Here is a 26,735-nt window from a genome sequence, read left to right on the forward strand (position 1 = left end):
CGTCAGCTGAAGTAGGTGGCGTAGATCTCGTCGTAGGTGCCGTCCTCGCGGAGCTCGGCGAGCGTGCGGTTGATCGTGCGCAGCAGCGGGATGTTGCCGTCCTTCTTCACCGCCATGCCGTACTGCTCGCCCGTCTCGAACTCGCGGGCGAGCTTGAGCCTGCGGTTGGAGGTGACGAACTGTCCGGACACCGTGTTGTCGAGCATCGCCGCGTCGAGCGAGCCCGCTGCGAGCGCCGCCTCGAGGCCGGCCGCGTCGTCGAAGGTGACGATCTGGGTGGAGTCCGGGGCGAAGTCCTTGAGGTAGGTCTCGCCGGTGGTCTCCTTCTGCGCGCCGACCTGCATCCCGGCGAGCTCGGGGAGCGAGTCGAGCCCGGAGCCGCGCGGCGTGATGAGTGCCTGCTTGGCGTCGAAGTAGGGGCTGGAGAAGTCGAGCACGCGGGCGCGCTCGCCGGTGATCGTCATCGCCGAGATGGCGAGGTCGCACACGTCGTTGTTGAGCGAGGTGCCCGAGGTGATGTCGTCGAACGACACGTCGATCACGTCGAGCTCGGCGTCGAGCTCGTCGGCGACCTTGCGGACCAGGTCGATGTCGAAGCCGGTGGGCTTGCCGTCCTTCTCGTACTCGAAGGGCGCGTAGGGCATGTCGCTGCAGACGGTGAGCGCGCCGCTGAAGACCAGCGACACGTCGCTCAGCGCGTCGGCCTCGTCGGCGTTGGCGCTGCCGCCGCAGGCACTCAGGGTGGCCATCAGGGCCACCGACGACAGGGCGGCGAGCGCGGTGCGGGCGGGGCCGGCGCGTCGAGGGGTGCGGGTCATGGTGCGGGTCATGCTGCGGGTCATGGCGTCAGTTCGCATTCACGGTGAGCGACTCGCGCAGTCGCATGAGGGCGTATTCGGTGATCTTCACGAGCGCGCCCTTGGCCTGCTCGCGGTCGCGGGCGTCGAGGCTGATGATCGGCACGTCCGCGGGCAGGGCCAGCGCCGCGGCGATCTCCTCGGTGGGGTAGCGCGGGACGCCGTCGAACTCGTTGACGGCCACGATGAACGGGATGCCCTTGGACTCGAAGTAGTCGAGCGGGGAGAACGACTCATCGAGGCGAGCCACGTCGACCAGCACGATCGCGCCGATCGCGCCGCGGCACAGGTCGTCCCACATGAACCAGAAGCGGCGCTGCCCCGGCGTGCCGAACAGGTAGAGGACGAGGTCCTCGGCCAGGGTCAGGCGGCCGAAGTCCATCGCGACGGTCGTGGTGGCCTTGGTGGGCACCGCGGCGAGGTCGTCGACGCCCTCCGACTCGTTGGTGACGAGTGCCTCGGTGCGCAGCGGGTCGATCTCCGAGACCGCGCCGACGAGCGTCGACTTGCCGACCCCGAAGCCGCCGGCGATGACGATCTTCGTCGACGCAGCCGCCCGCTGTGCCTTAGTAGTTTCGAAGTCCACGGAGGGTCCTTTCGATGAGCTCGAGACGCTCATCTGTCGACGTGCTGTCGGTGATGGTGGCCTGGATGCGGACCAGGCCCTGCTCGATCAGGTCGCCCAGCAGCACCCGGGTGACGCCGATCGGCATCTTGGTCAGAGCCGACACCTCGGCCACGGAGCGCCGGTCGCAGACCTCGAGGACCTGCGCAGCCGACGGTGACAGCACCGGGGCCTCCACCCCTGCCTGCAGGCGGAGCGTGGCCTCCATGGCCAGCTCGACCTTGGCGGCCGTCCTGCCTGCGGTGAGGGTGTAGGACCGGATCAACCGGGGGCGGTAGCCCTCGGCGTCCGGGTCGTCTGGAGGCGTCACGGCACGAGCCCGCTCAGCCGCCCGTACCGACGCGGGCCTGGGCCTCGACGGTACGTCCCACGCGGTCCACCAGCAGGGCCATCTCGTAGCCCACCTGGCCGATGTCGGCCTGCTCGGTCGTCAGCACGGTGAGGTTGGACCCGTCGCCGACGCTCATCAGCATCAGGAAGCCCATCTCCATCTCGACGATGGTCTGCATCACCGACCCGCCCTCGAAGAGCCGGGCCGCGCCCACCGCAAGGCTGGCGAGGCCCGACGAGACGGCCGCGACCTGCTCGGCGCGCTCGCCCGGGATGCTGGTGCTGGAGGCCATCAGGAGACCGTCGGCGGACACGAGGATCGCGTGCGCCGCGTCGGGCACGTCGTCGACGAATCGCGACATCACCCAGTCGAGGTCTCGGTCGTCACCAGCCGTGCTGGCGGCGGGGGCAGCGGAGGTGTCGTGAGTCATGAGGGTCCTGCTTCCGTGTGCTGGGTGGAACTCTGGGCTGCGCGTCGCCCGCGGGAGACTCCCGCGGTGTGGGCCTGGAGGCGCCGGCGGATCGCTTCGGGGTCGCGCGTCTTGGCGGCCGTGGGGGGCGTCACGCTTCCGGGGACGAGGCGCTCGCCGGGTGCGCGTCGCGGAAGGCCGGCGGGTGTCGACTCGGCGACCGGAGCCGGCTCGGTGACCTGCTCGGCGAGCTCCCAGCCGCGGTCGACCTCGGTCTGGTGCCACTCGCCCTCGCCGGCACCGGCCAGCCAGCCCGAGCGCATCGACTTGAAGATGGGCGACTCGCCGCCGGATCGGGCCGGCTCGGCGCCGCGGGTCGGCAGGCCGAGGCCGCCGCCGATCGGGTGGCCGTCGGCGGTGTGGCCGTCGGCTCGGTGCCCGTTGGCGCGGTGGTCGGCGCCCTCGGTGAGGAGCGCGGCCGCGTCGTAGGGCGCCACCGGCTCGGGCTCCGGCTCCGCGACCGGCTGCCGCCGGGCGGGCGTGCCCAGGCCGAGCGGGTCGTCCGCGTCGACCTCCACCTCGCGGTGGTGCGCGACCAGGGCAGCGGGTGCCGGGTCGGCCGAGTAGGGCTCGGCGGGGGTGGGCTCGGCCGCGAACGGCTCGGCGGCGAACGGGTCGGCCGAGTACGGCTCGACGGGGGCAGGGTCGGCCGCGAACGGCTCGGCGGCGGACGGCCCAGGGTCGGACCGCTCGGGGGCGAACGGGTCGTCGAACGCGCCGGCGGGGAGCGGGTCGGACAGCGGGTCGTGCGCCCGGGGGTGCTCGACCGGTTGCTCGCCCGCGATGTCGGCGGAGGTCTCGTCCTGCGCGGAGGTGTCCGCAGAGGACGCCGCCGGCGCCTCGAAGTGCGCCGCCTGCTCGGCCTGCGCCCGCTGGCGCGAGGCGAGGGCGGTGATCGGGACGACGCGCGCGACACGCTCGGCGCGCTCGGCGGGGGAGCTCCCGGCGGCGGCCGCGTCGGGCTTCGCGCCGGAGGGCTCGGGACGCTTGCCGAAGAGCGGTCCGGTGGCGCCCGAGGTCTCAGGGGGCGTGAACGCGTCCGCGCCGGTGAGCGGCATGTTGGCGCCGGGGGCGCGGCGCGGGAGCAGGGTGCCGAGCGGCGGTCGGTCGGGAGTCGGCTCGGACGAGGCGGACGCAGCCGGGGCGGACGCAGCCGGGGCGGGGGTGGGAGCAGGCGCTGGGCTGGCAGCGGGGGCGGCAGCGGGAGTGGGCGCCGGGGTGGCAGCGGCGTCGGTCCCAGCGGACGTCGTACCCGTCGCGACGGGCTCCAGGTCGGCCTCGGCCCTGGCGGCCCTGGCTGCGGCCTTGGCCTCGGCGGCGGCGGCGCGCTCGGCGGCCTTGGCCTCGGCCTTCTCAGCGCGGGCCCGGTTGCGCGCCTCGCGCTTGGACAGAGCCGGGGCGTCGCCGGCCGCGGCGCCGACGAGGTCCGCGCCGACCCTCGGCGAGGGGGCGGTGCTGCTCGCCTCGGCCGTGGGCGCCGGGGCGCCCGCCGGTGCCAGGTCGGGCAGGATCGACAGCGGGAGGTGGACGGTGGCCGTCATGCCGCCGCCCGGGTTGCGGGCCAGGTGGGTCCGGATGCCGTGACGCTCGGCGAGGCGGGACACCACGAACAGGCCCATGCGGCGGGCCGTGTCGGGGGTGGCCTCGGCGCCGTGCTGCAGGTCGTTGTTGAGCTGCTCGAGCTCGGCGGGCGGCACGCCCAGGCCGGCGTCGGTGATCGTGATGCTCACCCCGTCGGGGCTCTCCTTGGCGGCCAGCCTGACGGGCTCTGCCGGAGGCGAGAAGCTCAGCGCGTTGTCGACCAGCTCGGTGAGGAGGTGGACGACGTCGGCGGCGGCCTCGTCGCCCACGCGGGTGCCGAGGTTGGAGAGGATCTGCACGCGCTGGTAGTCCTGCACGCCGGAGGTCGCCGCCTGCAGCGCCTCGCCGACGGTCAGGCTGAACTGCCCGGCGGCCCGGTTGGGGGCGTCCGCCAGGATCAACAGCGAGTCGGCCGTGCGCCGCATCCGCGAGGCGAGGTGGTCGAGTCGGAACAGCGACTCGAGGCGCTTGGGGTCCTCCTCGTCGTGCTCGAGGCGCTCGATCTGCGCGAGCTGCTGGTTGACCAGGGAGGTCGAGCGGCGCGAGAGCGTGACGAACATGGCGTTGACGGTCTGGCGGAGCTGGGCCTCGCCGGACGCGAGGTGGATGGCCTGGCGGTGGAGGTCGTCGACCGCCCGGGCGACCTGGCCGACCTCCTCGTCGGTGTGGACGTCGATGGGCCGGATCGGCTCGGGCTCCTGGCCGGCGCGGATGCGGGAGACCGCGTCGGGAAGGCGGTGGCGGGCCACGGCCAGCGCACCGTCGCGGACCCTGCCGATCGGGTCGAGGAGGCTGTGGGCGATGAAGAACGCGAGCGCGATCGCCGCGGCGAGGGCCAGGAGGGTGAGCACGGCGCCGACGAACGCGTTGCGCTGCGCGGCTCCGGCCGCGTCGTCGAGGGTCGCGGTGACCCCGCTGACGAGGCTCTCGGTGATCGCGTCGTAGGGGGCGTACGCGTCACGGCCGTCGAGGTCGGTGGCGGCGTCGTCGCGGATCTGGCCGGCGTGGCGGGTGTTCTGCGTGCGAAGGAGGGCGGTCTGGTCCTTCACGCCCTCCACCGACCCGGCGAGACGGTCGATGGCCGCGGCCTCGACGCCGATCTCGGAGAAGAGCTCCTGCGAGCTCGACTGGGACAACGTGGTCGCGAGCAGGCCCTGCTGCAGCGCGAGTGACAGCCGCCCGCTCATCGCCTGCGAGAGCTGCTCGAGGCGCGGCTCGGGCGTCTCCTGCGCGGCGTTCACGCTGGTGATGAGCTGCGAGACGCTGGACTCGAGCTGCCGGACGAGCGCGATCCAGGTGGCCGGGCCGAGCGTCTCGGCACCCTCGCCGCGCATCGCCTGGCTGAGGTCGAGCAGGGCGTTGACGTGGGCGGCCTGCAGCTCGTCGAGGTCGGCCTCGTCACGGGCGCGCACCAGCGCCTCGGCGTTCTCGGAGATGTCGCTGATGGAGTCGATCAGGTCGCCCTGGCTGGCAGCGCTGTCGGACTGTGCGGCCACCATCGCGGTCTCGGACGCGGTGAGGTAGTCGATCGCGGGCTGGATGACGGTCACCTGCTGCGCGCTGCGCGCAGCCTGACGCGAGTCGCCGTAGTCGCCGGTGACCCGCAGGCCGCTGAGCAGGGCCGCGAGCAGCAGCGGGATCGCGAGGGCCAGGGCCATCTTCCGGCCGAGCGGCCAACCGGCGACCGAGTGGCCCACACCCTTCCGGGTCTGGGCTGCGTCCTGAGTCATGTGTGCCTCGCCTGTGTGAGCCCTACGTCGAAGTCGAGAACGCACCGGCATGACCGGCGCAGGCTCAACCTAAGGAGTTCGGCGACATTCCGTGGCGTTTTCGCAGAACCAGGGTCGCGGGGGTGTATGGGAGCCGTGAGAGGCACAGCCCGTCCACCGTCGACCGGGATCGCGAGACGCACCGTGGTGGAGCCTCACCGACCCGGTCGACGCGTCCGAGATGCACCGCGACGACCGGCCAGATCCTCGCCCAGCGGCAGGAGAACCGCAACCCTTTCCTCACCCGTCAACGGCGGGCGCCCGCGGCCCGGTGCGGCGATCCCGTCCGCGGCGTGGGGCGCGTCAGCCGCCGGAGCCGTGGTTGTGGGGCGGGACGACCGGGCCCTCCGAGGGCTGGACGACGACGAAGCCCGGGCCCTGGAAGGCGTACTGGAACGCCTCGCCCGTGCCGCCGCGCACCAGTGAGCGCACGTTCATCGAGCTGACGACCTGCGGGACCAGGCTGGCGGACCAGCACACCGCGGCGTTGACGTCGACGTAGGTCGGGGACTGCGAGCAGTCGAGGATCAGCGGCTGCCCGTCGCTGGTCAGCGCGACGGTGCCCGCACCCTGGATGAGCGTGTTGAACATCCCGCCACTCATCATCCCGGCACCCTTGACGCGATGGACGTCGTAGTCGAGCGTGGCGTCCATCGCGAGCAGCGAGGTGCCGTTGACCGAGAGCCCGTCGCCCTCCAGGTGCACCAGGAAGATGTCCTTGGCGCTGTCGGCGAAGAACACCTCGCCCTGTCCCGACACTGTCATCAGCGGCGTGTCCTCGGTCGTCACCAGCCGGCGCATCATCTTGCCGAGCGACCCGGCCGACTTGTGCTCGAAGGTCACCTGCCCCTGGTAGGCGACCATCGAGCCCTTGGCGGCCAGCACCGGCTCGCCCAGCACCGCCCGCAGCGTCTTGCGGTGGTGCAGGCTGAAGCGCTCCGTGGTCGCGTTCTCCTGGTTGGTCTGGTCGAAGAGCTCGCTGCGCATCGTTCCCCCGGCGTTCGAGATGGTGGTCGGCGGCCGCTCCCGGTCGCCTCGCGAGGCACCCTACCGACAGCCGCGGCGAGGCCCCGGCACATCCGACCGCGCTCCGCGGCGCCGCCCCACCTCTCAGGAGCGGACGTGCATCCGCTCGCCCTGCGGCCCGAAGATCGCGAGCACCTCGGCCGGCGTCGGACCGGGGTTGCCGATCCAGTGGGGCGTACGGGTGTCGAACTCCACCACCTCGCCGGGCTCGAGCAGCATGTCGCGGGTGCCGAGCACCAGGCGCACCCGGCCGCTGAGGATGTAGAGCCACTCGTAGCCCTCGTGGGTCTGCAGGGTCGGGCGGGGGTCGCGCTCGACCGGCAACACCATCTTGAACGACTGCAGCCCGCCGGGTCGGCGGGTGAGTGAGATGAATGTGCGGCCGTGGCGCACGACGGGCTTCGAGCGGATGCGCGGGTCACCGGTCTCGGGCGCGTCCACCAGCTCGTCGAGCGCGACGCGGTGGGCGCGCGCGAGCGGCAGCAGCAGCTCGAGGGTGGGCTTGCGCTGGCCGGACTCGAGCCGCGACAGCGTGCTCACCGAGATGCCGGTCTCCTCCGCGAGGTCGCTCAGGGTCGCCTCGCGCTCGAGCCGCAGCTGGCGCAGCCGGGTGCCCACGCCCCGCAGCACCGCCTCGTCGCCCATGCCGCGATTTTGCCACTTCGGCAAGGATGTTTGTCAAACCGGCCGTCGGCGGCGCATGCTCGCCGCATGAGCGAGAACGAGAGGTACGACGTGGTGGTCGTCGGCGGCGGCGTCGCCGGCCTGAGCGGCGCGATGGCGCTGGGCCGGTCGAGGCGGTCCGTCCTGGTCGTCGACGCGGGCGAGCCGCGCAACGCCCCCGCCGGCCACGCCCACAACTACCTGGGGCGCGAGGGCGTCGCGCCGCTGGAGCTGCTCGGGGACGGCCGCGCCGAGGTCGCGGCCTACGGCGTCGAGGTGCTCGCCGACCGCGTGGTCGGCGTGTCCGGCGAGGCCGACGCCTTCCTGGTCACCACCGAGGGCGGACGGCGCTACGGCGCCCGCCGGGTGCTGGTCACGGGCGGGATGGTCGACGAGCTGCCCGACGTGCCGGGGCTGGCGCAGCGGTGGGGCCGCGACGTGCTGCACTGCCCCTACTGCCACGGCTGGGAGGTGCGCGACAGGCCGCTGGCGATCCTCGCGACCTCGCCGATGGCCGGCCACCAGGGCCTGCTGTTCGGCCAGCTCTCCGCCGACGTCGTGATGATCGTGCACGACGGCGTCGAGCTGGCCGACGACGAGCTGGAGAGGCTGGGCGCGATCGGCGTACGGGTCGAGCACGGCACGCCGCGGGAGGTCGTCACCGACGGCGAGCGGCTCGTCGGGCTGCGCCTGGCCGACGGCTCGGTGCTCGAGCGGGAGGCGATCGTGGTGGCGTCGCGGCCGCACGTGCGTGCCGACCACCTCGCCCCGCTCGGCATCGAGCCGCAGCCCGTCGAGATGGGTGGCGCCGTCCTGGGGTCCGTGATCGGTGTGGAGCCCAACGGCGCCACGACGGTTCCCGGCGTCTTCGCCGCCGGCAACGCCACCGACATCTCGATGACGCTGATGGCCTCGGCGGCCCACGGCACCCGCGTCGGTGCGTGGATCAACGGCGACCTCGCGGCCGCGGACGCTGCTCGCGCGGTCGAGGCGCGACGGGCGGGGATGTTCGAGCGCCCGGCGTGGGAGGACCGCTACGCCGGCGAGCGCGTGTGGAGCGGTCGGGTCAACGCCCAGCTGGAGGCCGAGGTCGCCTCGCTGGCGCCGGCCCGCGCACTCGACGTCGGGTGCGGCGAGGGCGGCGACGCCGTCTGGCTGGCACGGCAGGGGTGGGACGTCACCGCCATCGACTTCGCCGACGCCGCGCTGGCCCGCACGTCCGAGCACGCCGCGCAGGCCGGCGTCGGCGAGCGGGTCGCCACCCGCCGCGTCGACGTCCGCACCTTCGACGCGGCGGGCGAGACGTGGGACCTGGTCTCCTCGCAGTTCATGCACCTGCCGGACGGCGCGATGCCCGAGCTCGTACGACGCCTCGCCGCCGCGGTCGCGCCGGGCGGCACGCTGCTGGTCGTCGGGCACCACCCCGGCGACCGGGCCACCGGCATGAGGCACGGCCACCACTCGTTCCTCTTCACCCCCGAGTCGCTGCTGCCGGGCCTTCCGGACGGCTTCGTGGTCGAGACGTGCGAGACCCGCTCCCGCACCCAGGCGCACCCCGGGTCGGGGGAGCAGATCGCCGTCAGCGACTCCGTGCTCCGGGCGCGGCGGGTCGGCTGAGGCCCGCCGGGTCAGGGCAGGTCGAGCCTCGCCAGCACCATCGCGGCGAGCCGGTCGACCGGCAGCGCGGGGTCGATGTCCATCCCGTGCTCGTCGGGCTGCAGCGGCTCGAGGGTGTCGAGCTGCGACTCGAGCAGGCTCGGCGGCATGAAGTGGTCGCGGGCGCTCATCCGCTCGAGCAGCATGTGCTTGTCGCCGGTGCTGTGCACGAAGAAGGTGCCCTCGCCGCCGCGCCGCAGCACGTCGCGGTAGGCGCGGCGCAGGGCGCTGCAGGTGATGATCGTCGGCTCGCCGCGGGCGTCGCGCTCGGCGGTCCAGGCGGCCAGCGACTCCAGCCATCCCCAGCGGTCGGCGTCGGCCAGCGCGATCCCCTCGCGCATCTTGGCGACGTTCTCCGGGGGGTGGAAGTCGTCGCCCTCGGCGAACTCCCAGCCCAACCGCTCCTGCACCGCACGGCCCACCGTCGACTTCCCCGACCCGGAGACGCCCATGAAGACGAGGTGGCGAGGAGCCGCCTCGGACGCCGTCATCCGACGGCCCAGATGCCGAGGGCGAGCACGAAGATGCTCACGCCGAGCGTGGTCTCGAGCACCGTCCACGTCCTCAGCGTGGTCCGCACGTCCATCCCGAAGAAGCGGCCGACCAGCCAGAAGCCCGAGTCGTTGACGTGGGACAGGACGGTGGCGCCTGCGGCGATCGCCAGTACGAGTGCCACGAGCTGCAGCGACGAGGGGTCGGCGTCGGCGACGCCGGCCGAGATCAACCCCGCGGTGGTGGTCAGGGCGACCGTGGCCGAGCCCTGCGCGACGCGGAGGGTGGTGGCGATCACGAAGGCCGAGACGATCAGCGGCAGCCCGATGTCGGCGAGCGAGTCCGAGAGCGCCTCGCCGATGCCGCTGTAGCGCAGCACGCCGCCGAACATCCCGCCCGCACCGGTGATGAGGATGATCGCGCAGATCGGGCCGAGCGACTCGTTGAGCAGGTGCTCGGTCTCGCCGCGCGAGTAGCGACGCACGGCCAGGGTGTAGGTCGCCACGAGCAGCGAGATGAGCAGCGCGACCGGGGTCTGCCCGGTGAAGATCAGCGCGTCGACGAGCACGCCGTCCTCGGCGATGGAGCCGTTGGTGCGCAGGGTGGTGAAGATCGTGTTGGCGGCGATGAGGAGCACCGGCAGCAGCAGGATGCCGAGCACGTGCGCGAAGCCGGGTGGGTTGGCGGTGTCGGCCTCGCGGCCGCCGGTGAGCACCGAGTCGTCGATCGGGACGTCCACCTTGCCGAGCCAGGCGGTGGTCACGACGTAGACGCCGACGATCCAGGCGACGACCGCCACCACGACACCGACCAGCAGGGTCAGACCGATGCTGGCGTCGATCTCGGTGGCAGCGGTGACCGGGCCCGGGTGGGGCGGCACGATCGCGTGCATCGCGGCGAACGCTCCCGCGGCCGGGAGGGCGTACATCAGCACCGAGCCGCCGAACCGCTTGGCGACCGAGAAGATGATCGGGAGGAACACCACGAGCCCGGCGTCGAAGAAGATCGGCATGCCGAACAACAGGGCGGCGACGCCCAGGGCGAGCGGGGCGCGCTTCTCCCCGAAGCGACTGACCAACGTGTCGGCCAGCACCTGCGCGCCACCCGTCACCTCGAGGATCCGCCCGATCATCACGCCCAGCCCGACGAGCAGGGCGACGTTGCCGAGCGTGCTGCCGAAGGCGGCGATCGATATCGCTGGCACGTCCGCCAGGGGCACGCCGGCCGCGACCGCGGTGCCCAGGCTGACCAGCACCAGCGCCACGAAGGCGTGCATGCGCAGGACGATGATCAGGAGCAGGAGCACGGCGACGGCGAGGGCGGCGATCGTCAGCAGCGTGCCCGCGCCGTAGGCAGGGGTCATGGTGTCCACGTGGGCCTCCGAGGTGGGCGGTGGGCGGTGGGCGGTGGGTCGGTCCAGAGTAGGACCTCGGGCGGGCCGTGGGCAGGCTCGCTGTTGGGCAAGGGTGCGTCACGGTTCCGTCTAGGTGTCGTCAAGTGGGGTGTAACCGGGGGGACCGGGTGGGTAACGACCCGCAATGATCATCTCGGGCCACCTGCACCACCACCACCGTCCCAAGCCGTCGGCCGACTCCTCGCGCCTGGCCGCCCGCGTCGCCGAGATCGACGCGCGACGACGCGACGCAGAGCTCAGCGTCGACAGGCTCGTCGTGGCGTGGCAGGGCGGTGCGGCCCTCCACCGGGGCTCGCACTGGGACCGGTGGGACACCGCCGCGCACGACACCATCGACGCCCTGGGGGCCCTCCTCGGCGCCCTCGACCTCGCTCGCCGAGAGCTCGCCGACATCGACCGTGGGCCTGTGGTGCCGCGCCAGGCCGACCGGCGCGTCGGTCACTGACGGCTCACTCGAGGGCGTGCTCGACCCAGCTCGACGCCGCCCCAGCGACAGGTCAGCCGGTGACGACCCGGCCCGGGCGCACGCAGCCCGCGTAGACCCCCAGCATCGGCTCGCCGGCACCGTTGACCGGACGCTCGCGCGCCAGCGCCTTCAGCAGCCGCACGTCCCGCTCCCCTGTCACCGGGTGGTGGTCGACGACGGCACACCGTGGCACCGGGCCGCCTATCCGCACGGTCGCGCCACCCACGACCAGCTCCCGTCCTGTCCACGAGTCCTCGACGTAGGGCTCCTCGGTCTCGACGACGAGCGTCGACCGGAAGCGCGCCGCCTCGGCGACGAGCCCGGCGTGCCCGACCCGGCCGGCGAGGTCACGCAACGAGGCGGTGCCGACGACGGTGAGCGGCTCGCCGAACACGACTCCCCCGCGCGGCGCGGCCGCGAGGCGCACACGCACGGCGAGCCAGTCGGACAGGAGCTCGGCGTGGGGACCTTCGGTGAGCTCGAGGAGGACCTGCCGGCCCCAGTAGTCGCACGTGACGCTGCGGCCGCTGGGGACGACGGGAGCGGAGAGCGACTCGCCCGTGGTGAGCGTGAGGTCGAGGAGGTCGTCGGCGACGCGCGCGACGACACCGATCAGCGACGGGTGCTGCACCGTCCTGAGGACCCGCGCGCGGTCCACGTCGACGAGACAGAGCGAGCGGTCACCCAGGGCGCCGTGCGCGTCGAGGTCGATCGCCGGGAGGGACAGGTGGCGCATGCCCTTGACCGGCGCGAACCCGGCCTGGCGTACGACGAGCTCGGCCGGCATGCGGCCATGGTGGCACGTCGCTCACGCGCGCCGCGGACAGCGGCGCATCTGACGTGATCCCCTGTCCCCGCGCCACCCACCGGCCACACTGGGCAGGTGTCCCGCTCCTCGACCTGGCTGACGATGCTCCTGACCGCGACCATGCTCGCGGCGGTCGTGGCGTGGCACCCGGCCGAGCAGATGGAGACTCTGCGCCGGGCGATCGGGATGGAGGCCCAGCGGCCGCTGTCCGCGCCCCGCGTCGTCGGGCAGGGCGGTGCGTTCACATGGGCGATGACTCAGCGCGGGACCGGCGACCCGGTCGGGTGGGACCCGTGCGAGGAGATCCGCTACCGGATCAACCCGGCCGGCGAGCCGCCGGGCGGACGGCGACTGGTGGACGGGGCGATCAGGCGGATCAGCGCGGCGACGGGCCTGGCGTTCGCCGACGAGGGTGAGACCGACGAGCGTCCGTTCCCCGGTGGCGGGAGGCTCTTCGGCCGGCCGGACCCGGTCGTCATCGGCTGGGGTGACGACACCGAGTACGCCGACCTGGCCGGTCAGGTTGCGGGCGTGGGCGGGGCCGTCGCCGAGCGCGGGTCGGCCGGACACCTGACCTTCGTCAGCGGCAGCGTCGTGCTGGACCTGGATGCCTTCACGCCCGCGGCGGTGGCCGAGCAGCCGCGCACCATGGAGGCCATCGTGCTCCACGAGCTGGCCCACGTGGTCGGCCTCGGCCACATCGAGGAGCCGATGGAGCTGATGTACGCCGACAACACCGGGCAGGTGGAGCTCGGTCCCGGCGACCGGGAGGGTCTGGCCCGTCTGGGCTCGCTGCCCTGCCGCTGACCGCCGTCACGGCGCGCGGTCGCCGCGTCGCGGCGCCAGCTGGAAGCGCCTCAGAGGTGGTGCAGCTTGGGGTAGGGGTGCGCGATCCGCACCGACTTCGACCCGAAGTCGACGGTCACCGCGTGGCTGTCGAGGTGGGTGACCTGCCCGAGCCCGTAGAGGTCGTGGGTGACGCGGTCACCGACCGCGAACACCTCGACCACGGGCTCGACCGCAGGCTTGAAGGGGCTGCTGGGGAGGTGCTTGGGCCGTCGGCCGCTCTGAGAGGTCATCACCCCTAAGTATGCCTCGCCGACCCGCATCCGGGCCCATCCACGTCCTCAAGATGCCGTCATGATCGCTCACGACACCCGCTCGCTCGGCGCCGCGTCGTCGGCTCCGGAGCCGACGGTGGAGGGGACGTCAGCCGCGCACCGAGCCGGCGGTCAGCCCGGCGACGAAGTAGCGCTGGAGGAAGACGTAGGCCACCACCAGGGGCGCCGAGGCGACCAGCACGCCGGTGAAGAGCAGCGGGTAGTTGGTGAGGAACTCGCCCTGGAAGTCGAGCAGGGCGAGCGGCAGGGTGCGCTTCTCCGGCGTCTGGATGAACAGCAGCGGGTAGAGCAGGTCGTTCCACTGGATCACGACCAGGAAGATCGCGGTCGCCGCGATCGACGGCAGCGACAGCGGCAGCACGATGGACCACAGGGTGCGCCAGGGCCCCGCTCCGTCGAGGGCCGAGGCCTCGTAGAGCTCCGGCGGCAGCGTGCGCATGAAGCCGGCGAGGATGAAGACCGCCACGGGCAGGCACACGACCGTCTCGATCAGCACCAGTCCGAGGAGGCTGTTGAGCAGGCCGAGCTGGTCGAAGAGGACGTACTGCGGGATCATGTTGGCCTGCGCCGGCACGGCCATCCCCAGCACCAGGAAGCCGTGGATCGCCCACCCGCGCCAGCCGGGGATGCGCGCGACGCCGTACGCCGCGAGGATCGCGAGCAGCAGCGTGAGGGCGACGCCGCCCGCGGTGACGAGGGCACTGTTGCGCAGCGCGGTGGACATCGCCTGGTCGCCCAGCACCGTGCGGTAGTTGTCGAGGCTCACCGAGCCCGGCAGGCCGAACGGCGAGTCGAAGAGCTCGGGGGTGGTCTTGAAGCTGCCGGTGAGGACCAGCGAGAGCGGCAGGAGGATGAGCAGGGCGTAGAGGCCGAGCAGCGCCCGGCGGCCCAGGGTGGCGGTCACCGGGTCCTCACGCTCCCCTCTGGGTGAGCTTGAGCGCACGGCGCTGCAGGAACGTCACGGCGAGGATGATGGCCATGAAGATCAGCGACTCGGCCGCGGCGTAGCCGAACTCGGCGTTGGTGAACGTCGTGTAGATGCGCGTCGACAAGATGTCGAGGGAGCGGCGCGGCGGGTTGCCGCCGAGGCCGAGGATCAGGTCGAAGGCCTTGAACGACTGGATCGTGGTGTAGGCGACGACGATCGTCGTGGTCGGCGCCACGAGCGGCCAGGTGACGTGCCGGAACTGGTGCCAGCGACCGGCTCCGTCGAGGCGGGCGGCCTCGTAGAGGTCCTCGGGGATCTGCTGCAGCCCGGCGATGAAGATGACCATCAGCTGGCCCGCGTGGGCCCACACCTGGGTCATCGCCACCCAGTAGATCGCCTGGTCGGGGTTGCCCAGGAAGCCCGACTGCAGCTGGTCGAGCCCCACGGCACCGAGGGCCTGGTTGACCGGTCCGACGTTGGGGTCGTAGACGAAGCGCCAGATGAAGGCGACCGACACCGAGGACAAGATGGTGGGCAGGAAGTAGACCGAGCGCAGGAACACCGACGCCTTGGTGGTGCGCAGCAGCATCAGCGCCAGACCGAGCGAGAGCAGCGTCTGGAGCACGACCACGACCAGCAGGAACTTGAGGTTGTTGGTCAGCGCGGTGGTGAAGAGCGAGTCGCCGCCCGTCGCCAGCTTGACCAGGTTGTCGGCGCCGACGCGCTCGAAGTCGGGGCTGAAGCCGTCCCAGTCGGTGGTGGCGTACTGCACCGCCTGCACCGTCGGGATGACGAAGAAGACGACGTAGAGGGCGACGGCGGGCAGGGGGAAGAGGTAGAGCGCCGGGTGTGGTCGCCCGGGCCCGTCGGGCTTCCTCATCCGATCTGCTCGTCGACGATCTTCTGTGCCTCCTCGGCCGCCTGCTCCGGCGACTGGCCGCCCACGACGGCGACGCACGCCGCCTCGACCGCGGCCTCCACGTCGAGGTCGAGGAACTGGTAGCGCGGGGCGAGGGCGGTGTTCCTCGACAGCCAGGGCTCGATCCGCTTGAGGTCGGGGTTGGTGTAGTCGACCCCCTCGACCGTCACGTGCTGGGCGGTGCCGTTGGCGTACTCGCCGGCCACCTCGGGGTCGGAGAGGTGCTCGAGCCACGCGACGGCGGTCTCCTGCTTGTCGGAGCTGCCGTTGACGCCGAGGATGAACGTGGCGTTGTGCACCCCCTCGTAGCGCGCCTCGCCGGCCGACGTGGTGATCGGGGCGATGAGGTCCATCGCGAACTCCGCGCCCAGCGCCCGGGTGGCGGCGATGTGGTAGCTCCCGGTGGCCAGCATGGCGGCCTTCTGCTCGGTGAAGAGCTGCTGCAGCGGCTCGGGTGCGCTCCCCGTGGCGTTCTTCTGCATGTAGGGCGCCAGCTCGGCGTACTGACCGAGCGTCTTGAGGAACCAGTCGTCGGTGCACTTGTAGTCGCCGGACTCGATCTTCGTGCCGAAGTCGTCCGACGGCGCGTTGTTCATGGTCATCGCGTTGAACAGCTGCGCGGCGTTGCCGGCGTCGCCGCCGGGCCAGGCGATCGGGGTGACGTCGGCCGAGCGCAGCTGCTCGCAGAGTGCCAGGAAGCCGTCCCAGTCCTGCGGCAGCTCGGAGACTCCGGCCTTCTCGAAGAGGTCGACGTTGTAGATCGGCATCAGGAACACGACCTGGTAGGGCAGGCCGTACTGGGTGCCGTCCTTCTGGCCCACGGGGGTGAAGCGGTCGCTGTAGCGGGAGACGAAGTCCTGGTCGCCGAGCTCGGCGAAGAGACCGGCGGAGACCATGTCCTCGAACTGCGCGCCCCGGAAGGCGGTGAACGCGTCGCCGACCTCGCCGCCGCGCAACCGCTGGATCGCGCTGGACTGGTAGTCCTGCGACGGCGAGATGTCCTGCTTGACCCCGGCGTCGGCGTTGGCATCGGCGAAGCCGGTGATGATCGAGTCGAAGACCTGCTGGTCCTCGGCGCGCCAGTGGGCGAACGAGATGGTGTCGGTGGCCGATCCACCAGAGGGAGCCGTGCCACCACCACCGGACGTCGAGCCGGGCCCGGCGCAGGAGCTGGCGGCGTACGCGATGCCGGCGGCGCCCACCAACCCCATGAAGCTCCGGCGGTCGATGCTGATCGGTCGGTGGGAGGAGGGCATGGCGATGTCCTTTCGGATTTGGCGACTAACTCGACTACCTTAATCAGGTTAGGGGTTGGCCCCGACCTCCCCCCTGTGTCAGGAGGAGCGCGACCCGAGAAGTCCCTTCACGTAGGCCGCCTGCCCCAGGTGCTGGAGGCAGTCGGCCTCGATGCTGATCAGGCGTACGCCCGCGGTGACCGGCGGGTCCCACCGCTGGTCGACCTCCCGCTCGAGCTCGGCCTCGTCGACGGTCTGCAGGTAGCGCGCGGTCGCGAGCGTCACCTCGTGGTGGTAGTCCACGAGCAGGGCCGGGTCCTCGATGCGCAGGGCGTCGACCTGCTCGCTGGTGTGGCCGTAGCCCACGTCGTCGGTGCCGTTGGGCAGGCCGAAGCGGTCCTGGAACCGCTCCCAGACCTGCCGCTCCCCGGCGAGGTCGGCGATGTGGTCGTCCTGCACCCGGGCCAGGTGCCACAGCAGCCAGCCGATGGGGTTGCCGACCCCGTCGGGGCGGTGGTGCAGCGTCTCGTCGTCGAGGCCGTCGGCGATCCCGTCGTAGATCTCGGTGATCCGGCCGAAGCCCTCGGTGAGCACTCCTCGCACGTCCATGACGTCACTCCACCGGGGTCGCGGACCGGACCTGGGGGGCCGAGGACTGCTCGTCCTTCATGGCGTCGATCTCGGTGAGGATGCGCGTGCGCTCGTCTGCGCTGAGCGAGACCTGCGCCTTGGCGAGCCCCTCGTCGAGCTGCTCGGCGATGGTGCTGTCCTCGGCGCTGTACTGCCAGGAGGAGACCTCGTCGACCACTCGCTGCGCGGCCTCGGTGGCTGCCTGCTTCACCTCGTCAGTCATGCGGACCACGGTAGTGAGGCGGTCAACCGTCCGTCGGGGTGTGCCGGCGGGCCGAGCCCGTCACATCGCGCGGGCCAGGCTGCGCCGCAGCGACCAGGCACCGAGGGCGCCCAGCAGGACCCCCATCCCCGCCAGCACGGCGAGCTCCGGCAGCACGTCGACCAGGCCGGCGCCGCGGCGCTGGACGTCGGCGAGCGCCTCGTAGGCCCACGCGTGCGGGGTGAAGCGCGAGATGGTGCGCATCGTGTCGGGGAAGAGCTCGAGCGGGAACATCGACCCGCCCAGTGCCGCGAGGACCAGCCCGATCCCGATGCCGGCGCCGTTGGCCGCCCCCTCGTTCTCCAGCAGGGTGCCCAGCAGGATCGCGGCCCCCGCCGCGACGAGGCTGAAGAGCACCAGCACGAGCAGGGCGACCGGCAGGCTGCCCCAGGCCACGCCGAAGATGAGGCTGGTCGCGAGCATCAGGTAGCCGCCCTGGAACAGGCCGATCGCCCACCGGCCGAGCACCTGGCCGGCGATGAGCTCACCGGGCGTCACGGGCCCGGCCAGCATCCGCGACACGACACCGAGCCGACGGGCCTGGATGAGGGTGGCCGACCCGCCGAGGCAGGCCAGGAAGACGAAGAGCAGCAGCTGCCCCGCGGCACCGAACTCGAACTGGCCCATCGCGTCGAACTCCTCGCTGACCCGGTCGACGCTCGTCACCTCGAGGCGCGGGGCGCCGACCTCGCGCTCGGCGGCTGCGAGCGCTGCGGCGACCCGATCGGCCGGCACCCCGGCGGCCTCCAGGGCGAGCTGCTGCCCGCGTCTCGATCGCAGCGCCTCGACGGCGGTCCGCACGTCCTGCTCGACGACCTGGGCGGTGCCCGAGGAGCCGCGCACGACCTCCAGCGTCACGGGCCCGCCGGCGTCGTACGCCGTCCCCGCGTCACCGTCGACGCGCACGGCGGCGTCGAGCCGGCCGCGGGCGAGCAGCGCCAGCGCCTCGTCCCACGCGGCGTCGTCGCTGACCACGACGTCCTGGGTCTCGAGCTGCTCGACCAGCGCGGAGCGCAGCGACGAGTCCGGGCCGCTGACCGCCACACGGCCCGCGGTCGCGTCCTCGCCGAACTGCAGGCCGATCATCAGCACCAGCAGCAGGGGGAACACGAAGACGAAGAAGAGGTTGGAGCGGTCGCGCAGGAAGAGCCGGAGCTCGGCGCCGGCCACGGTGAGGGCGTTCCTCATGACAGCGCTCCCCGGTCGGGGACGAGCCGCGAGACGACGAGCATCGCGACGGTGAAGCCCAGCATGACGGCCACCGGCGCGCCGAGGTCGCCGATGCCTCCGCCGGCGGAGGTGGTGCCGAGCCCGCGCAGCAGCGCCGACACCGGGTTGAGGTCGAGCACCCGCGAGAGGGCGCCGCTCGCGCCGACCGGGAAGAAGGCGCCGCCCCCGATGCCCAGCACCAGCGCGACGATCGAGGTCGCGATGCCCGCCTGCTCGGTGGTGCGGGCGACCCGGACGACCAGGAACATCACGGACGTCCCGGCCGCGGCCGCGCAGAGCACGAGCAGGGCGACGGCCGGGACCGAGCCGAAGTGGGCGTCGAAGAGGTAGCCGCCCAGCGCCAGCAGGATGCTCGTCGACACGACGCCGAGCACGAAGCTGACCAGCGCCTTGGACGCGATCACCACCCACCGCGGGATCGGCATCGAGCGCAGCCGGGCCAGCGTGCCCGCCTCGCGGTCGACCAGCAGCCCGCTGACACCGAAGCTCACGGTGAAGAGCAGGAAGAGCCCGGCCTGCCCCGCGACCAGCGCCGCACCCGCGCCGAGCTGCTCGTCGGACGCCTCGCCGCGCACGAGGTCGTACGCCGGCGCGTCGGCCGTGGCCTCCTCCACCAGCGCGGCGACCTGGTCCCGCGGCACGCCCTCGGCCAGGGCCGCGCGGGTGGTGGCCGCGCCGCCGGCCAGCTGCTGCAGCGCCCCGTCGACCACCGACAGCACGATGTCGGTCTCGACCCCGGCCTCGTCGCCGCGCACGGCGACGACGGTGACGGGCGTCCCGTCCCCGGCCGCCTGCCCGAAGCCCTCGGGGACGAGCAGTGCCAGCCCGGCGTCCCCGTCCTCGACCTGCCGCCGGGCCGTCTCGTCGTCGGTCTCGACGACGGTGACGTCGAGCTCGTCGGCGTCGTCGAGCGAGCGGACCACGCCGACCAGCACCTGAGCGACGTCGTCGGCCGCGGGAGCGCTGACCGCGACGGTGACCGGGGCGAGGTCGACGTCCTCGGCGGCGCCGAAGACCAGGTTGAAGACCGTCATCAACGCCAGCGGCACGACCAGCGCGAAGATCAGGACCGACCGGTCGCGCAGCCGCTGGAGCAGGTCGGCACCGGTGAGGACGAGGAGCTGGCGCATCGTCAGTCCCGCAGGCCCTTGCCGGTGAGGTGGAGGAAGACGGACTCGAGGTCGGGCCGGGAGATCTCCACGTCGGCCAGCGTGACGCCGTGCGCCGCCGCCGTGCCGACGACCGGCGCGACGAGAGTCGAGGCGTCCTTGACGGTCAGCGTCGCCGCGCTCCGGTCGGCGTCGACGCGCTCGACGCCCGGGATGCGGCGCAGCTCCTCGGCGGCGTCCGCCAGGTCACCGCTGCTGGCGCCGAGCCGGATCGTGTCGACACCGCCGATGAGCCGGATGAGCTCGGCGCGCGTGCCCTCGGCCTCCAGGCGGCCGGCGTCGATGATGCCGATGCGGTCGCAGAGCCGTTCGGCCTCCTCCATGTAGTGCGTCGTGTAGAGCACGGCCATGCCCTCGACCGACAGCGCCTCCACCGACTCCAGGATCGCGTTGCGCGACTGCGGGTCGACGCCCACGGTGGGCTCGTCGAGGATCAGCAGGGTCGGCCGGTTGAGCAGGCCGACGCCGATGTTGAGTCGGCGCTTCATGCCGCCGCTGTAGTGCTTGCTGCGGTCCTTGGCCCGGTCGGCCAGGCCGATCAGGTCGAGCACGTCGTCGACGCGCGCCTTCAACGCCGCACCGCGCAGGCCCTGCAACCGGCCGAAGAGCATGAGGTTCTCGCGACCCGTCAGGTCGGGGTAGATCGCGAGCTCCTGCGGCACCAGCCCGACGTGCCGCTTGGGGTCGGTGGTCCGCGGGGTCATCCGCTCGCCGGCGACGGTCACGGTGCCGTGGTCCGCCGCGATGAGGCCGGCCACCATCGAGATCATCGTGGTCTTGCCCGCCCCGTTGGGCCCGAGCAGGCCGTAGGTCTCGCCCGGCGCGATGCGGAACGAGACGTCGTCGACCGCCGTCAGGTCCCCGAACCGGCGGACCAGCGAGTCCACCACCAGCACGTCGTCGGTCACCACGGCCCCCTTCCTCCTCGCCCCCACGCTAGGGACCGCGGGCGAGCTCGGGGAGGGCCGAACGTCACGCGTGCGGCGGTTGATCGGCGCGGGTGCGCAGCACCCGCGGCTCGGCGAGCTCGGGGAGCAGCCGGTCGCGGGTCATCGGCGTCCCCGTGGAGCCCCGGCTGCCGCGGGCGACGACCTCGACGTCGTCGTCTCGCGCGAGCACGCCGTCGGCAGCGCCGACCTCCCGCGATGGACGCGCTCACCCCTACGCTCGCGGCATGGACCACGCGGCGGACCCCGACGGGCGTACGCCGCCCGGGATCCCCGGCCTCACCGCGCTGGTCGAGCGCGCCACGCGCCTCCTCGACCAGCCGGGCCGCGCGGTGCTCGGCATCGTCGGCCCGCCGGGCGCCGGCAAGTCGACGCTCACCGAGCGGCTGCTGGCGCGACTGGCCGACGACCTCGGCCCCGACGCCGTCGCCCACCTGCCGATGGACGGCTTCCACCTCGCCGACGTCCAGCTCGGCAGGCTCGGCCGCCGCGACCGCAAGGGCGCGCCCGACACGTTCGACGTCGACGGCTACGTCGCCGCCCTGCGCCGGCTCCACGCCGAGCCCGACCGCACCCTCTACGCCCCCGGCTTCGAGCGCGACCTGGAGCAGCCCGTCGCGGCGGCGATCGCGATCGAGCCGACCGCGCGGCTCGTCGTGACCGAGGGCAACTACCTCCTGCTGCCCGACGGGGGGTGGGACCGGGTCCGCCCCCTGCTCGCCGAGGCGTGGTACGTCGACCTCGACCCCGGCGTACGACGCGAGCGGCTGGTGCGCCGCCACGAGCGGTACGGCAAGTCCCCGGGGGCCGCGCGGTCGTGGGTCACGCGCGTGGACGAGCCCAACGCCCAGCGGGTGACGGCCACCCGCGACGCCGCCGACCTGGTCGTCCGGCTCGACGGGCCGTGACCGCGGCGTCCGTGACGGACCCCGCGGTCACTCGTCCCGGGTGGCGGGTGGGCGGCCGCGCCTGGGCACCGGGCCGGCGTCGCGCGGCGCCCGGCCGGCGGCCCGGAGCGCGTCGCGGATCACGATCTCGATCTGGGCGTTGACGCTGCGCAGCTCGTCGGCCGCCCACCGTTGGAGGGCGGCGTGCACGGCGGGGTCCAGGCGCACCAGCACGGGCTTGCGCTCCGGACCCCGTCGGGGAGCCGCCGGCTCCGTCTCCTCGCCCATGGCCGGGCCCGCTCAGGTGTAGAGCGACCCGGCGTTGACGACGGGTGTCGTGCCCCGCTCCGAGCAGAGCACCACCAGCAGGTTGGACACCATGGCCGCCTTGCGCTCGGCGTCGAGGTCGACGATGTCCTTCCTCTCGAGCTGGGCGAGGGCACTCTCCACCATGCCGACCGCGCCCTCGACGATCTTCTCGCGCGCGGCGATCACGGCCGACGCCTGCTGGCGCTGGAGCATCGCCTGGGCGATCTCGGGGGCGTAGGCGAGGGCGGAGATGCGCACCTCGATGACCTCGAGGCCGGCCAGCGCGATGCGGGCGGCGACCTCGGCGGCCAGCTCGCCGGAGATGATCTCGGTGTCGCCGCGCAGGGTCACCTCGTTGGCGGCGTGGTCGTAGGGGTGGCTCATCGCCACGTGGCGCAGCGCGGACTCGGCCTGCACCGCCACGAAGTCCTCGTAGTCCTCGACCGCGAAGGTGGCCCGGGCCGTGTCGGCGACCTGCCACACGACGATCGAGGCGATGTTGATCGGGTTGCCGTCGGCGTCGTTGACCTTGAGCTCGTGGGTCTCGAAGTTGTGCACGCGCACCGAGACGTTGCGGCGCGTGGTGAGGGGCACGAGCATCCGCAGGCCCGGCTTGCGCACCGTGCCGACGTAGCGGCCGAAGAACTGCACGACCCGGGTCTGTCCCGGCGCCACGATCGTCAGCGACGCTGAGAGCACCAGCCCGAGGAGCACCACGGTCGATCCGCCGAGGATCTGGCCGATGCCGCCGCGCCCGGCGTCGGCGTCGATGATGCCGAGCACGACCAACCAGCAGCCGAGCCCGATCAGCGCCAGCGAGACCGCGAGGCCCGCGAAGCCGTCGACCGACCACGCCACACGCTCGGTGACGTCCACCCGCGTCCCCTCGTGCCCGACCGGCCGGCCGGCGGGGGTCCCGCCCTCCGACTCGTCGACGTGTCCGGCGTCCTTGACCTGCTGCTCACCGCTCATGTGCACCCTCCGTCAGAATGTGATGGCAAAGTGATATCACATTCTGCGAGCGGCGTCGTCACCCGCGTCGGGCCGCCAGCACCTCGAGGTAGTGCGGGTTGTGCATCACGCCCAGCACGTTGCCGAACGGGTCGACCACCGAGGCGGTCGCGAAGCCGGCCTCGCGCTCGGTGAGCGGCTCGTGCTCGACGGCGCCCATCCGGAGGAGGGTGGCGAGGGTGCCGGGGAGGTCGTCGACGTGCCAGAACATCACCGCGCCGCCCGGCCCGTCCCCGGCAGAGCCCGGGGCGTACCTGCGGTCGATGATCCCCAGCTCGTCCTCGTCGTCGCCCACCCGGAACTCCACGTAGGCCGGCTCCGCCGGAGCCGGCGGGAACGAGTAGTAGGGCTGCACGCCGAGCAGCTCGGCGTACCAGGCGCTCGCCGCACCCAGGTCGTCGGCGGTGAAGCTGATGGTGGCGAAGCCTCGGAACATGCTCACTCCTCTGGTCAGGCCCCGGCGGGGCGTCACCACGCCGATGCTCCCGGCCGGGTGCTCGCCGTGCTACCGCTCCGTGCGGACAGCCCAGTAGGTGTGCGGCGACCGGCGGCGAGCGCCCGTCGGACACGCTGGTCGTCGCGCGCTCAGCCCGTCGTCGCCCGGCCCCGACGCGCTCGCCCCACGGCGCCGGCGCGGACGTAGACGACGGCCGTCACCACGTTGAGCACCACCGCCGTGGCGAGGTACATCGCGAGGTTGAGCCCGGGCACCGCGTCGGCCGGGAGCGTGTAGGCCATCACCACCCGGGCGACCGCGTCGAGCAGGGTGCCGGTCGCCCACAGCGTGCTCGAGGTGCGCCACATCCGCCGGAACCAGGGCTCGCGCTGCCAGAGTCCCTCCCAGTCGCGCGGCCAGCCGAGGCGGCCCTCGACCATGGGCCTGGCGAACTGGTAGGCGAGCGGGCGCTCGGCCCACCACAGGCTCGCGAGGAACCAGAAGCCGACGCCGCCGGTGACGAGCGCGTCCTTGGCGAGGAGGAACCGCTCGTCGCCGGGCAGCAACGAGATCGCGAAGCTCGCGAAGAGCAGGACGGTGAAGAACGCCTCGAGCCCGCTGGGGCGGTGGCCGCGCAGCATCGCCAGGCAGGCCGGCACGAGCGACAGCACCGCGCCGACCACGAGGGCGGCGTAGACGCTGACGCCGGCCTGGCGCATCAGGTAGTAGAGCGCGGTCGAGCCCACGATGCCGAGGACCGGTCGCAGCAGGGTCACGGGTCGGCGCTCGTCGCGCGGTCGAAGAGCTCGACCAGCTCGGCGGCGTACGCCGTGCAGTCGAGGTCGGGATCGGCCTGCAGCTGGAACGGGACGGCCTCGACCGCGCGCTGGACCGTGCTCGCCACGACGAGCGGGTCGAAGCCGCGCAGCTCCCCCCGCTCCTGGCCCTCGCGCAGGATCTGCTCGAGGTGGCTGACGTCGCTCGGCCCGGCCGCGCCCTGGCCCCACGCGCCGGACATGACCACCTGGAGCAGCGCGGCCATCGGCGCGCGGTGGGTGTCGGCGTAGCCGACGACGCCCTCGATGTAGGCGCGCAGCCGGCCGCGGGCCGTGTCCTGTCGCATGACCAGCGGGCCGACGTACGCGCCGATCCCGGCGACCACGTGCTCGACCAGCGCCGCGACCAGCTCGTCCTTGCCGGCGAAGTGATAGCTGATCAGCCGAGTGCTGGAGAGGCCGGCGCGCTCGGCGATCCGGGCGAACGACGCCCGCGCGAAACCCTCCTCGGCGACCACCGCGATCGTCGCCTCGAGCACCTGCGCCCGACGGGCCTCCGACGTGACCGAGCGGGAAGTTACCTGCATGGATAAAAAGTAACTCAGATGAGTAATCCCCGCCACCGGCTCGTCCGCCCTATCCAGCGGACCCCCGCGGGTGTAGGCAGGGAGGGTGAGGCCGTCCGTCCTCGCGTCCGCCCGACGAGGAGCCCCACGAGGAGCCCCACGAGGAGATGGCATGGCCGCACTCGAGAGCACCCAGCTGCTGACCGAGCTCGAGCCGGTGGTGGAGGACAACCTCAACCGGCACCTGTCGATGGCCGACGAGTGGATGCCCCACGAGTACGTCCCGTGGAGCCTGGGCCGCGACTTCGCCGACCTCGGCGGCGACCCGTGGGAGGTGGCGCAGTCGCAGCTCTCCCCCGTCGCCCGCACGGCCCTCGAGGTCAACCTGCTCACCGAGGACAACCTGCCGAGCTACCACCGCGAGATCGACCGCGCCTTCGGCCGCGACAGCGCCTGGGGCACCTGGGTCAACCGGTGGACGGCCGAGGAGGGTCGTCACGCGTTCTGCATCCGCGACTACCTCCTCGTCACCCGCGGCGTCGACCCCGTCGAGCTCGAGCAGGCGCGGATGGAGACGATGGAGACCGGCTACGAGGCGATGGACAAGTCGCTGCTCAACGTGTGCGCCTACGTGTCCTTCCAGGAGCTCGCCACCCGGGTCTCGCACCGCAACACCGGCCGCTACACCGAGGAGCCGATCGCCGACCGGCTGCTCGCCCGCGTGGCCAAGGACGAGAACCTCCACATGATCTTCTACCGCAACCTCGTCACCGCCGCGCTCGAGCTCACGCCGAGCCAGACCATGCGCGCGATCACCGAGGAGGTCGTCGGGTTCGAGATGCCCGGCAGCGTCATCCCGGGCTTCTCCCGCAAGGCCGTGCAGATGGCCAAGGCCGGCATCTACGACCTGCGCATCCACCACGACGACATCGTCACGCCGCTCCTGCGGCAGTGGGGGGTGTGGGAGCTGACCGACCTGGACGCCGACGGCGAGGCGGCCCGCGACGAGCTGGCCGCGGCCGTCGCCGCGCTCGACGGGGAGGCGACCCGCTTCGTGGAGCGGCGCGACGAGGCGGCGGCGAAGAAGGCGGCGCGAGGCGCCTGACCCGCCGCCCTCACCAGCGGTTGCGGACGTCCTCGGCCCAGCCGACCAGGTCGTCGACGCGGATCCACTCCCCCGCCTCGTCACGCACGCGCCCCGACCAGTGGCCGAAGCACTGGTGCGTGCGCGAGGAGAAGACCTTGAGGTCGGTGACCGAGCGCTTGAGGTGGAACGGCGTGAAGGTCAGGTCGGCGGCCTCGCCGGCCACCCGCCAGGGCGCCATCCAGTCGTCGGTGTCGTAGCGCCAGTCGAGCTCCTCGCTGATCTTGGTCAGGCGGCCGTCGACGACCAGCGCGTTCTCGCACATCCCGGTGCCGTCGGTCCACCTCGCGCCGACCTGGAGGCCGACCACGCGTCCGTCGGTGCGTCCCGAGCCGGCTCCCCAGTTCCAGTGCATCGCGTAGGGCCAGCGCCCGCGCCCGTGGTCGAGCACCGCCCACGACTCCCCCGCCGGGACGGCGTACTCCTGGCCGTCGACCCACACCGTGCCGACGACCGGACGCGCGACGTCCTTGACCGTGTACTGGAAGAGCCGGTCCGACCACGGCACGACGACGCCCAGGCTCTCGTGCCCGGGCGGGCGCTCGGCGGTGACGTCGACGCGCACCCGGCTCCCCTCCGCGCGCAGCCGGGTGCCGCCGTCGACCTCGTCGAGGTCGATGCTCACCGTCCTGGTGCGCGCCCGGGCCGGTCCGCGGCCGAGGGTGCCGGGCAGGGTCGCGCTGCGTCCCAGCACGCCGATGGCGTCGTGCGCGACCTCCTCGCCGGTGCGGCGGTCGAGCACCCAGATGCTGTGCACGGCGGCGTAGTCGATGTCGGAGACGACGAGCGCGACCACATGGGTGGGCGTGGTGACCCCCCAGTACTCCCAGCGCTTGTTGCGCCCGCGCCCCACCCGGCCGCGCCCGATCCCGTCGGTGGTGATCAGCGGGGTCCGGGTCCAGCCGACGGCCTCGCGGTTGAGTCGGCCGTCGGGCAGGGTCAGGGACGTCGCGGCCGTGATCTCGCGCTCGCGCAGCTGCTCACCACTCATGGCGCAACCCAACCACC

31 protein-coding genes are annotated in these 26,735 nt (G+C 72.8%); 5 read left to right on the plus strand and 26 right to left on the minus strand.

The features are described 5' to 3' along the window. Positions 1-2: 2 nt before the first annotated feature. The 7 genes from JX575_RS16160 to JX575_RS16190 all read right to left on the minus strand — a co-directional run bounded on the left by JX575_RS16160 (position 3) and on the right by JX575_RS16190 (position 7,303). Complete coding sequence (locus tag JX575_RS16160) at positions 3-830, minus strand: ABC transporter substrate-binding protein (RefSeq protein WP_206054426.1); 828 nt, start codon at positions 828-830, stop codon at positions 3-5. A gap of 16 nt (positions 831-846) precedes the next feature. Next, positions 847-1,443, minus strand: a complete 597-nt coding sequence (locus JX575_RS16165) for an ATP/GTP-binding protein (protein WP_241005211.1) — start codon at positions 1,441-1,443, stop codon at positions 847-849. Beyond that, on the minus strand, positions 1,424-1,792 hold the full coding sequence (locus JX575_RS16170) for a DUF742 domain-containing protein (RefSeq protein ID WP_186339101.1): 369 nt from the start codon (positions 1,790-1,792) through the stop codon (positions 1,424-1,426). The genes JX575_RS16165 and JX575_RS16170 overlap by 20 nt, the downstream gene beginning before the upstream one ends. A gap of 13 nt (positions 1,793-1,805) precedes the next feature. Next, on the minus strand, positions 1,806-2,243 hold the full coding sequence (locus tag JX575_RS16175; RefSeq protein WP_186339102.1) for a roadblock/LC7 domain-containing protein: 438 nt from the start codon (positions 2,241-2,243) through the stop codon (positions 1,806-1,808). Next, entirely contained in the window at positions 2,240-5,593 is a 3,354-nt protein-coding gene (locus JX575_RS16180; RefSeq protein ID WP_186339103.1) for an ATP-binding protein, read from the minus strand. The genes JX575_RS16175 and JX575_RS16180 overlap by 4 nt, the downstream gene beginning before the upstream one ends. 342 nt (positions 5,594-5,935) lie before the next feature. Continuing rightward, entirely contained in the window at positions 5,936-6,619 is a 684-nt protein-coding gene (locus JX575_RS16185) for an AIM24 family protein (RefSeq protein ID WP_186339104.1), read from the minus strand. Between the two features lie 123 nt (positions 6,620-6,742). Beyond that, entirely contained in the window at positions 6,743-7,303 is a 561-nt protein-coding gene (locus JX575_RS16190; RefSeq protein ID WP_186339105.1) for an XRE family transcriptional regulator, read from the minus strand. A gap of 66 nt (positions 7,304-7,369) precedes the next feature. Here JX575_RS16190 and JX575_RS16195 point away from each other — a divergent pair, with 66 nt between their 5' ends. Further along, positions 7,370-8,938, plus strand: coding sequence for a bifunctional NAD(P)/FAD-dependent oxidoreductase/class I SAM-dependent methyltransferase (locus tag JX575_RS16195; RefSeq protein WP_186339106.1), 1,569 nt, complete (start codon positions 7,370-7,372; stop codon positions 8,936-8,938). An 11-nt stretch (positions 8,939-8,949) separates the two neighbouring features. Here JX575_RS16195 and JX575_RS16200 read toward each other — a convergent pair whose 3' ends face one another. Next, the gene (locus tag JX575_RS16200; protein WP_186339107.1) at positions 8,950-9,468 is read right to left on the minus strand and encodes a gluconokinase; all 519 of its coding nucleotides are present in this window, start codon (positions 9,466-9,468) and stop codon (positions 8,950-8,952) included. Next, on the minus strand, positions 9,465-10,832 hold the full coding sequence (locus JX575_RS16205; RefSeq protein WP_241005457.1) for a GntP family permease: 1,368 nt from the start codon (positions 10,830-10,832) through the stop codon (positions 9,465-9,467). The genes JX575_RS16200 and JX575_RS16205 overlap by 4 nt, the downstream gene beginning before the upstream one ends. Positions 10,833-11,007: 175 nt before the next feature. On the opposite strand from JX575_RS16205, the gene JX575_RS16210 reads away from it, so the two are divergent. Further along, positions 11,008-11,328 (plus strand): hypothetical protein, encoded by a 321-nt coding sequence (locus tag JX575_RS16210; protein WP_186339109.1) that lies wholly within the window; start codon positions 11,008-11,010, stop codon positions 11,326-11,328. 52 nt (positions 11,329-11,380) lie between these two features. On the opposite strand, the gene JX575_RS16215 is transcribed toward JX575_RS16210, so the two are convergent. Then, positions 11,381-12,136, minus strand: coding sequence for an MOSC N-terminal beta barrel domain-containing protein (locus tag JX575_RS16215; RefSeq protein ID WP_186339110.1), 756 nt, complete (start codon positions 12,134-12,136; stop codon positions 11,381-11,383). A gap of 96 nt (positions 12,137-12,232) precedes the next feature. On the opposite strand from JX575_RS16215, the gene JX575_RS16220 reads away from it, so the two are divergent. Continuing rightward, positions 12,233-12,964, plus strand: coding sequence for a matrixin family metalloprotease (locus JX575_RS16220; protein WP_186339111.1), 732 nt, complete (start codon positions 12,233-12,235; stop codon positions 12,962-12,964). A 50-nt stretch (positions 12,965-13,014) separates the two neighbouring features. On the opposite strand, the gene JX575_RS16225 is transcribed toward JX575_RS16220, so the two are convergent. The 10 genes from JX575_RS16225 to JX575_RS16270 form a co-directional block, all read right to left on the minus strand. Next, positions 13,015-13,236 (minus strand): hypothetical protein, encoded by a 222-nt coding sequence (locus tag JX575_RS16225; RefSeq protein WP_186339112.1) that lies wholly within the window; start codon positions 13,234-13,236, stop codon positions 13,015-13,017. 130 nt (positions 13,237-13,366) lie between these two features. Then, positions 13,367-14,182, minus strand: a complete 816-nt coding sequence (locus JX575_RS16230; RefSeq protein ID WP_186339113.1) for a carbohydrate ABC transporter permease — start codon at positions 14,180-14,182, stop codon at positions 13,367-13,369. Between the two features lie 7 nt (positions 14,183-14,189). Further along, the gene (locus JX575_RS16235) at positions 14,190-15,086 is read right to left on the minus strand and encodes a sugar ABC transporter permease (protein WP_186339114.1); all 897 of its coding nucleotides are present in this window, start codon (positions 15,084-15,086) and stop codon (positions 14,190-14,192) included. After that, positions 15,083-16,381, minus strand: coding sequence for an extracellular solute-binding protein (locus JX575_RS16240; RefSeq protein ID WP_241005213.1), 1,299 nt, complete (start codon positions 16,379-16,381; stop codon positions 15,083-15,085). Before JX575_RS16240 ends, JX575_RS16235 begins: the two co-directional genes overlap by 4 nt. 78 nt (positions 16,382-16,459) lie before the next feature. Next, on the minus strand, positions 16,460-16,969 hold the full coding sequence (locus JX575_RS16245; RefSeq protein ID WP_186339115.1) for a DinB family protein: 510 nt from the start codon (positions 16,967-16,969) through the stop codon (positions 16,460-16,462). A 4-nt stretch (positions 16,970-16,973) separates the two neighbouring features. Continuing rightward, positions 16,974-17,213, minus strand: coding sequence for a hypothetical protein (locus tag JX575_RS16250; protein ID WP_186339116.1), 240 nt, complete (start codon positions 17,211-17,213; stop codon positions 16,974-16,976). A 60-nt stretch (positions 17,214-17,273) separates the two neighbouring features. Then, entirely contained in the window at positions 17,274-18,440 is a 1,167-nt protein-coding gene (locus tag JX575_RS16255; RefSeq protein WP_186339117.1) for an ABC transporter permease, read from the minus strand. After that, complete coding sequence (locus tag JX575_RS16260; protein WP_186339118.1) at positions 18,437-19,612, minus strand: ABC transporter permease; 1,176 nt, start codon at positions 19,610-19,612, stop codon at positions 18,437-18,439. Before JX575_RS16260 ends, JX575_RS16255 begins: the two co-directional genes overlap by 4 nt. A 2-nt stretch (positions 19,613-19,614) precedes the next feature. Next, positions 19,615-20,562 (minus strand): ABC transporter ATP-binding protein, encoded by a 948-nt coding sequence (locus JX575_RS16265; protein ID WP_206054427.1) that lies wholly within the window; start codon positions 20,560-20,562, stop codon positions 19,615-19,617. A gap of 61 nt (positions 20,563-20,623) precedes the next feature. Continuing rightward, complete coding sequence (locus tag JX575_RS16270; protein WP_186339119.1) at positions 20,624-20,770, minus strand: hypothetical protein; 147 nt, start codon at positions 20,768-20,770, stop codon at positions 20,624-20,626. Between the two features lie 55 nt (positions 20,771-20,825). On the opposite strand from JX575_RS16270, the gene JX575_RS16275 reads away from it, so the two are divergent. Then, on the plus strand, positions 20,826-21,506 hold the full coding sequence (locus JX575_RS16275) for a nucleoside/nucleotide kinase family protein (protein ID WP_186339120.1): 681 nt from the start codon (positions 20,826-20,828) through the stop codon (positions 21,504-21,506). A gap of 27 nt (positions 21,507-21,533) precedes the next feature. Here JX575_RS16275 and JX575_RS16280 read toward each other — a convergent pair whose 3' ends face one another. From JX575_RS16280 to JX575_RS16300, 5 genes are all read right to left on the minus strand, one after another. Next, positions 21,534-21,773, minus strand: coding sequence for a hypothetical protein (locus JX575_RS16280; protein ID WP_186339121.1), 240 nt, complete (start codon positions 21,771-21,773; stop codon positions 21,534-21,536). A gap of 12 nt (positions 21,774-21,785) precedes the next feature. Continuing rightward, a complete protein-coding gene (locus JX575_RS16285) occupies positions 21,786-22,766 on the minus strand; it encodes an SPFH domain-containing protein (protein ID WP_186339122.1) in 981 nt (326 codons plus the stop codon). Positions 22,767-22,824: 58 nt separating this feature from the next. Beyond that, a complete protein-coding gene (locus JX575_RS16290; protein ID WP_186339123.1) occupies positions 22,825-23,241 on the minus strand; it encodes a VOC family protein in 417 nt (138 codons plus the stop codon). Positions 23,242-23,390: 149 nt separating this feature from the next. Continuing rightward, positions 23,391-24,017, minus strand: coding sequence for a VC0807 family protein (locus tag JX575_RS16295; RefSeq protein ID WP_186339124.1), 627 nt, complete (start codon positions 24,015-24,017; stop codon positions 23,391-23,393). Beyond that, positions 24,014-24,604, minus strand: a complete 591-nt coding sequence (locus JX575_RS16300; RefSeq protein WP_186339125.1) for a TetR family transcriptional regulator — start codon at positions 24,602-24,604, stop codon at positions 24,014-24,016. The genes JX575_RS16295 and JX575_RS16300 overlap by 4 nt, the downstream gene beginning before the upstream one ends. A gap of 151 nt (positions 24,605-24,755) precedes the next feature. Between JX575_RS16300 and JX575_RS16305 the strand changes: the two genes are divergently transcribed. Next, on the plus strand, positions 24,756-25,688 hold the full coding sequence (locus tag JX575_RS16305) for an acyl-ACP desaturase (protein ID WP_186339126.1): 933 nt from the start codon (positions 24,756-24,758) through the stop codon (positions 25,686-25,688). Between the two features lie 10 nt (positions 25,689-25,698). On the opposite strand, the gene JX575_RS16310 is transcribed toward JX575_RS16305, so the two are convergent. After that, complete coding sequence (locus JX575_RS16310; protein WP_186339127.1) at positions 25,699-26,718, minus strand: DUF2804 domain-containing protein; 1,020 nt, start codon at positions 26,716-26,718, stop codon at positions 25,699-25,701. Positions 26,719-26,735: the final 17 nt, after the last annotated feature.

This window comes from Nocardioides sp. zg-1228 (assembly GCF_017086465.1).
In the GTDB taxonomy this organism is placed as follows: Bacteria; Actinomycetota; Actinomycetes; order Propionibacteriales; family Nocardioidaceae; genus Nocardioides.

What these genes read in the sequence shown, in the direction of transcription:
- JX575_RS16160 (WP_206054426.1), bottom strand. Translation starts at nt 830, where the DNA reads ATGACCCGCACCATGACCCGCACCCCTCGACGCGCCGGCCCCGCCCGC.
- JX575_RS16175 (WP_186339102.1), bottom strand. Translation starts at nt 2,243, where the DNA reads ATGACTCACGACACCTCCGCTGCCCCCGCCGCCAGCACGGCTGGTGAC.
- JX575_RS16180 (WP_186339103.1), bottom strand. Translation starts at nt 5,593, where the DNA reads ATGACTCAGGACGCAGCCCAGACCCGGAAGGGTGTGGGCCACTCGGTC.
- JX575_RS16185 (WP_186339104.1), bottom strand. Translation starts at nt 6,619, where the DNA reads ATGCGCAGCGAGCTCTTCGACCAGACCAACCAGGAGAACGCGACCACG.
- JX575_RS16190 (WP_186339105.1), bottom strand. Translation starts at nt 7,303, where the DNA reads ATGGGCGACGAGGCGGTGCTGCGGGGCGTGGGCACCCGGCTGCGCCAG.
- JX575_RS16195 (WP_186339106.1), top strand. Translation starts at nt 7,370, where the DNA reads ATGAGCGAGAACGAGAGGTACGACGTGGTGGTCGTCGGCGGCGGCGTC.
- JX575_RS16200 (WP_186339107.1), bottom strand. Translation starts at nt 9,468, where the DNA reads ATGACGGCGTCCGAGGCGGCTCCTCGCCACCTCGTCTTCATGGGCGTC.
- JX575_RS16205 (WP_241005457.1), bottom strand. Translation starts at nt 10,832, where the DNA reads ATGACCCCTGCCTACGGCGCGGGCACGCTGCTGACGATCGCCGCCCTC.
- JX575_RS16210 (WP_186339109.1), top strand. Translation starts at nt 11,008, where the DNA reads ATGATCATCTCGGGCCACCTGCACCACCACCACCGTCCCAAGCCGTCG.
- JX575_RS16215 (WP_186339110.1), bottom strand. Translation starts at nt 12,136, where the DNA reads ATGCCGGCCGAGCTCGTCGTACGCCAGGCCGGGTTCGCGCCGGTCAAG.
- JX575_RS16225 (WP_186339112.1), bottom strand. Translation starts at nt 13,236, where the DNA reads ATGACCTCTCAGAGCGGCCGACGGCCCAAGCACCTCCCCAGCAGCCCC.
- JX575_RS16235 (WP_186339114.1), bottom strand. Translation starts at nt 15,086, where the DNA reads ATGAGGAAGCCCGACGGGCCCGGGCGACCACACCCGGCGCTCTACCTC.
- JX575_RS16240 (WP_241005213.1), bottom strand. Translation starts at nt 16,381, where the DNA reads ATGCCCTCCTCCCACCGACCGATCAGCATCGACCGCCGGAGCTTCATG.
- JX575_RS16245 (WP_186339115.1), bottom strand. Translation starts at nt 16,969, where the DNA reads ATGGACGTGCGAGGAGTGCTCACCGAGGGCTTCGGCCGGATCACCGAG.
- JX575_RS16250 (WP_186339116.1), bottom strand. Translation starts at nt 17,213, where the DNA reads ATGACTGACGAGGTGAAGCAGGCAGCCACCGAGGCCGCGCAGCGAGTG.
- JX575_RS16255 (WP_186339117.1), bottom strand. Translation starts at nt 18,440, where the DNA reads ATGAGGAACGCCCTCACCGTGGCCGGCGCCGAGCTCCGGCTCTTCCTG.
- JX575_RS16260 (WP_186339118.1), bottom strand. Translation starts at nt 19,612, where the DNA reads ATGCGCCAGCTCCTCGTCCTCACCGGTGCCGACCTGCTCCAGCGGCTG.
- JX575_RS16275 (WP_186339120.1), top strand. Translation starts at nt 20,826, where the DNA reads ATGGACCACGCGGCGGACCCCGACGGGCGTACGCCGCCCGGGATCCCC.
- JX575_RS16280 (WP_186339121.1), bottom strand. Translation starts at nt 21,773, where the DNA reads ATGGGCGAGGAGACGGAGCCGGCGGCTCCCCGACGGGGTCCGGAGCGC.
- JX575_RS16285 (WP_186339122.1), bottom strand. Translation starts at nt 22,766, where the DNA reads ATGAGCGGTGAGCAGCAGGTCAAGGACGCCGGACACGTCGACGAGTCG.
- JX575_RS16290 (WP_186339123.1), bottom strand. Translation starts at nt 23,241, where the DNA reads ATGTTCCGAGGCTTCGCCACCATCAGCTTCACCGCCGACGACCTGGGT.
- JX575_RS16300 (WP_186339125.1), bottom strand. Translation starts at nt 24,604, where the DNA reads ATGCAGGTAACTTCCCGCTCGGTCACGTCGGAGGCCCGTCGGGCGCAG.
- JX575_RS16305 (WP_186339126.1), top strand. Translation starts at nt 24,756, where the DNA reads ATGGCCGCACTCGAGAGCACCCAGCTGCTGACCGAGCTCGAGCCGGTG.
- JX575_RS16310 (WP_186339127.1), bottom strand. Translation starts at nt 26,718, where the DNA reads ATGAGTGGTGAGCAGCTGCGCGAGCGCGAGATCACGGCCGCGACGTCC.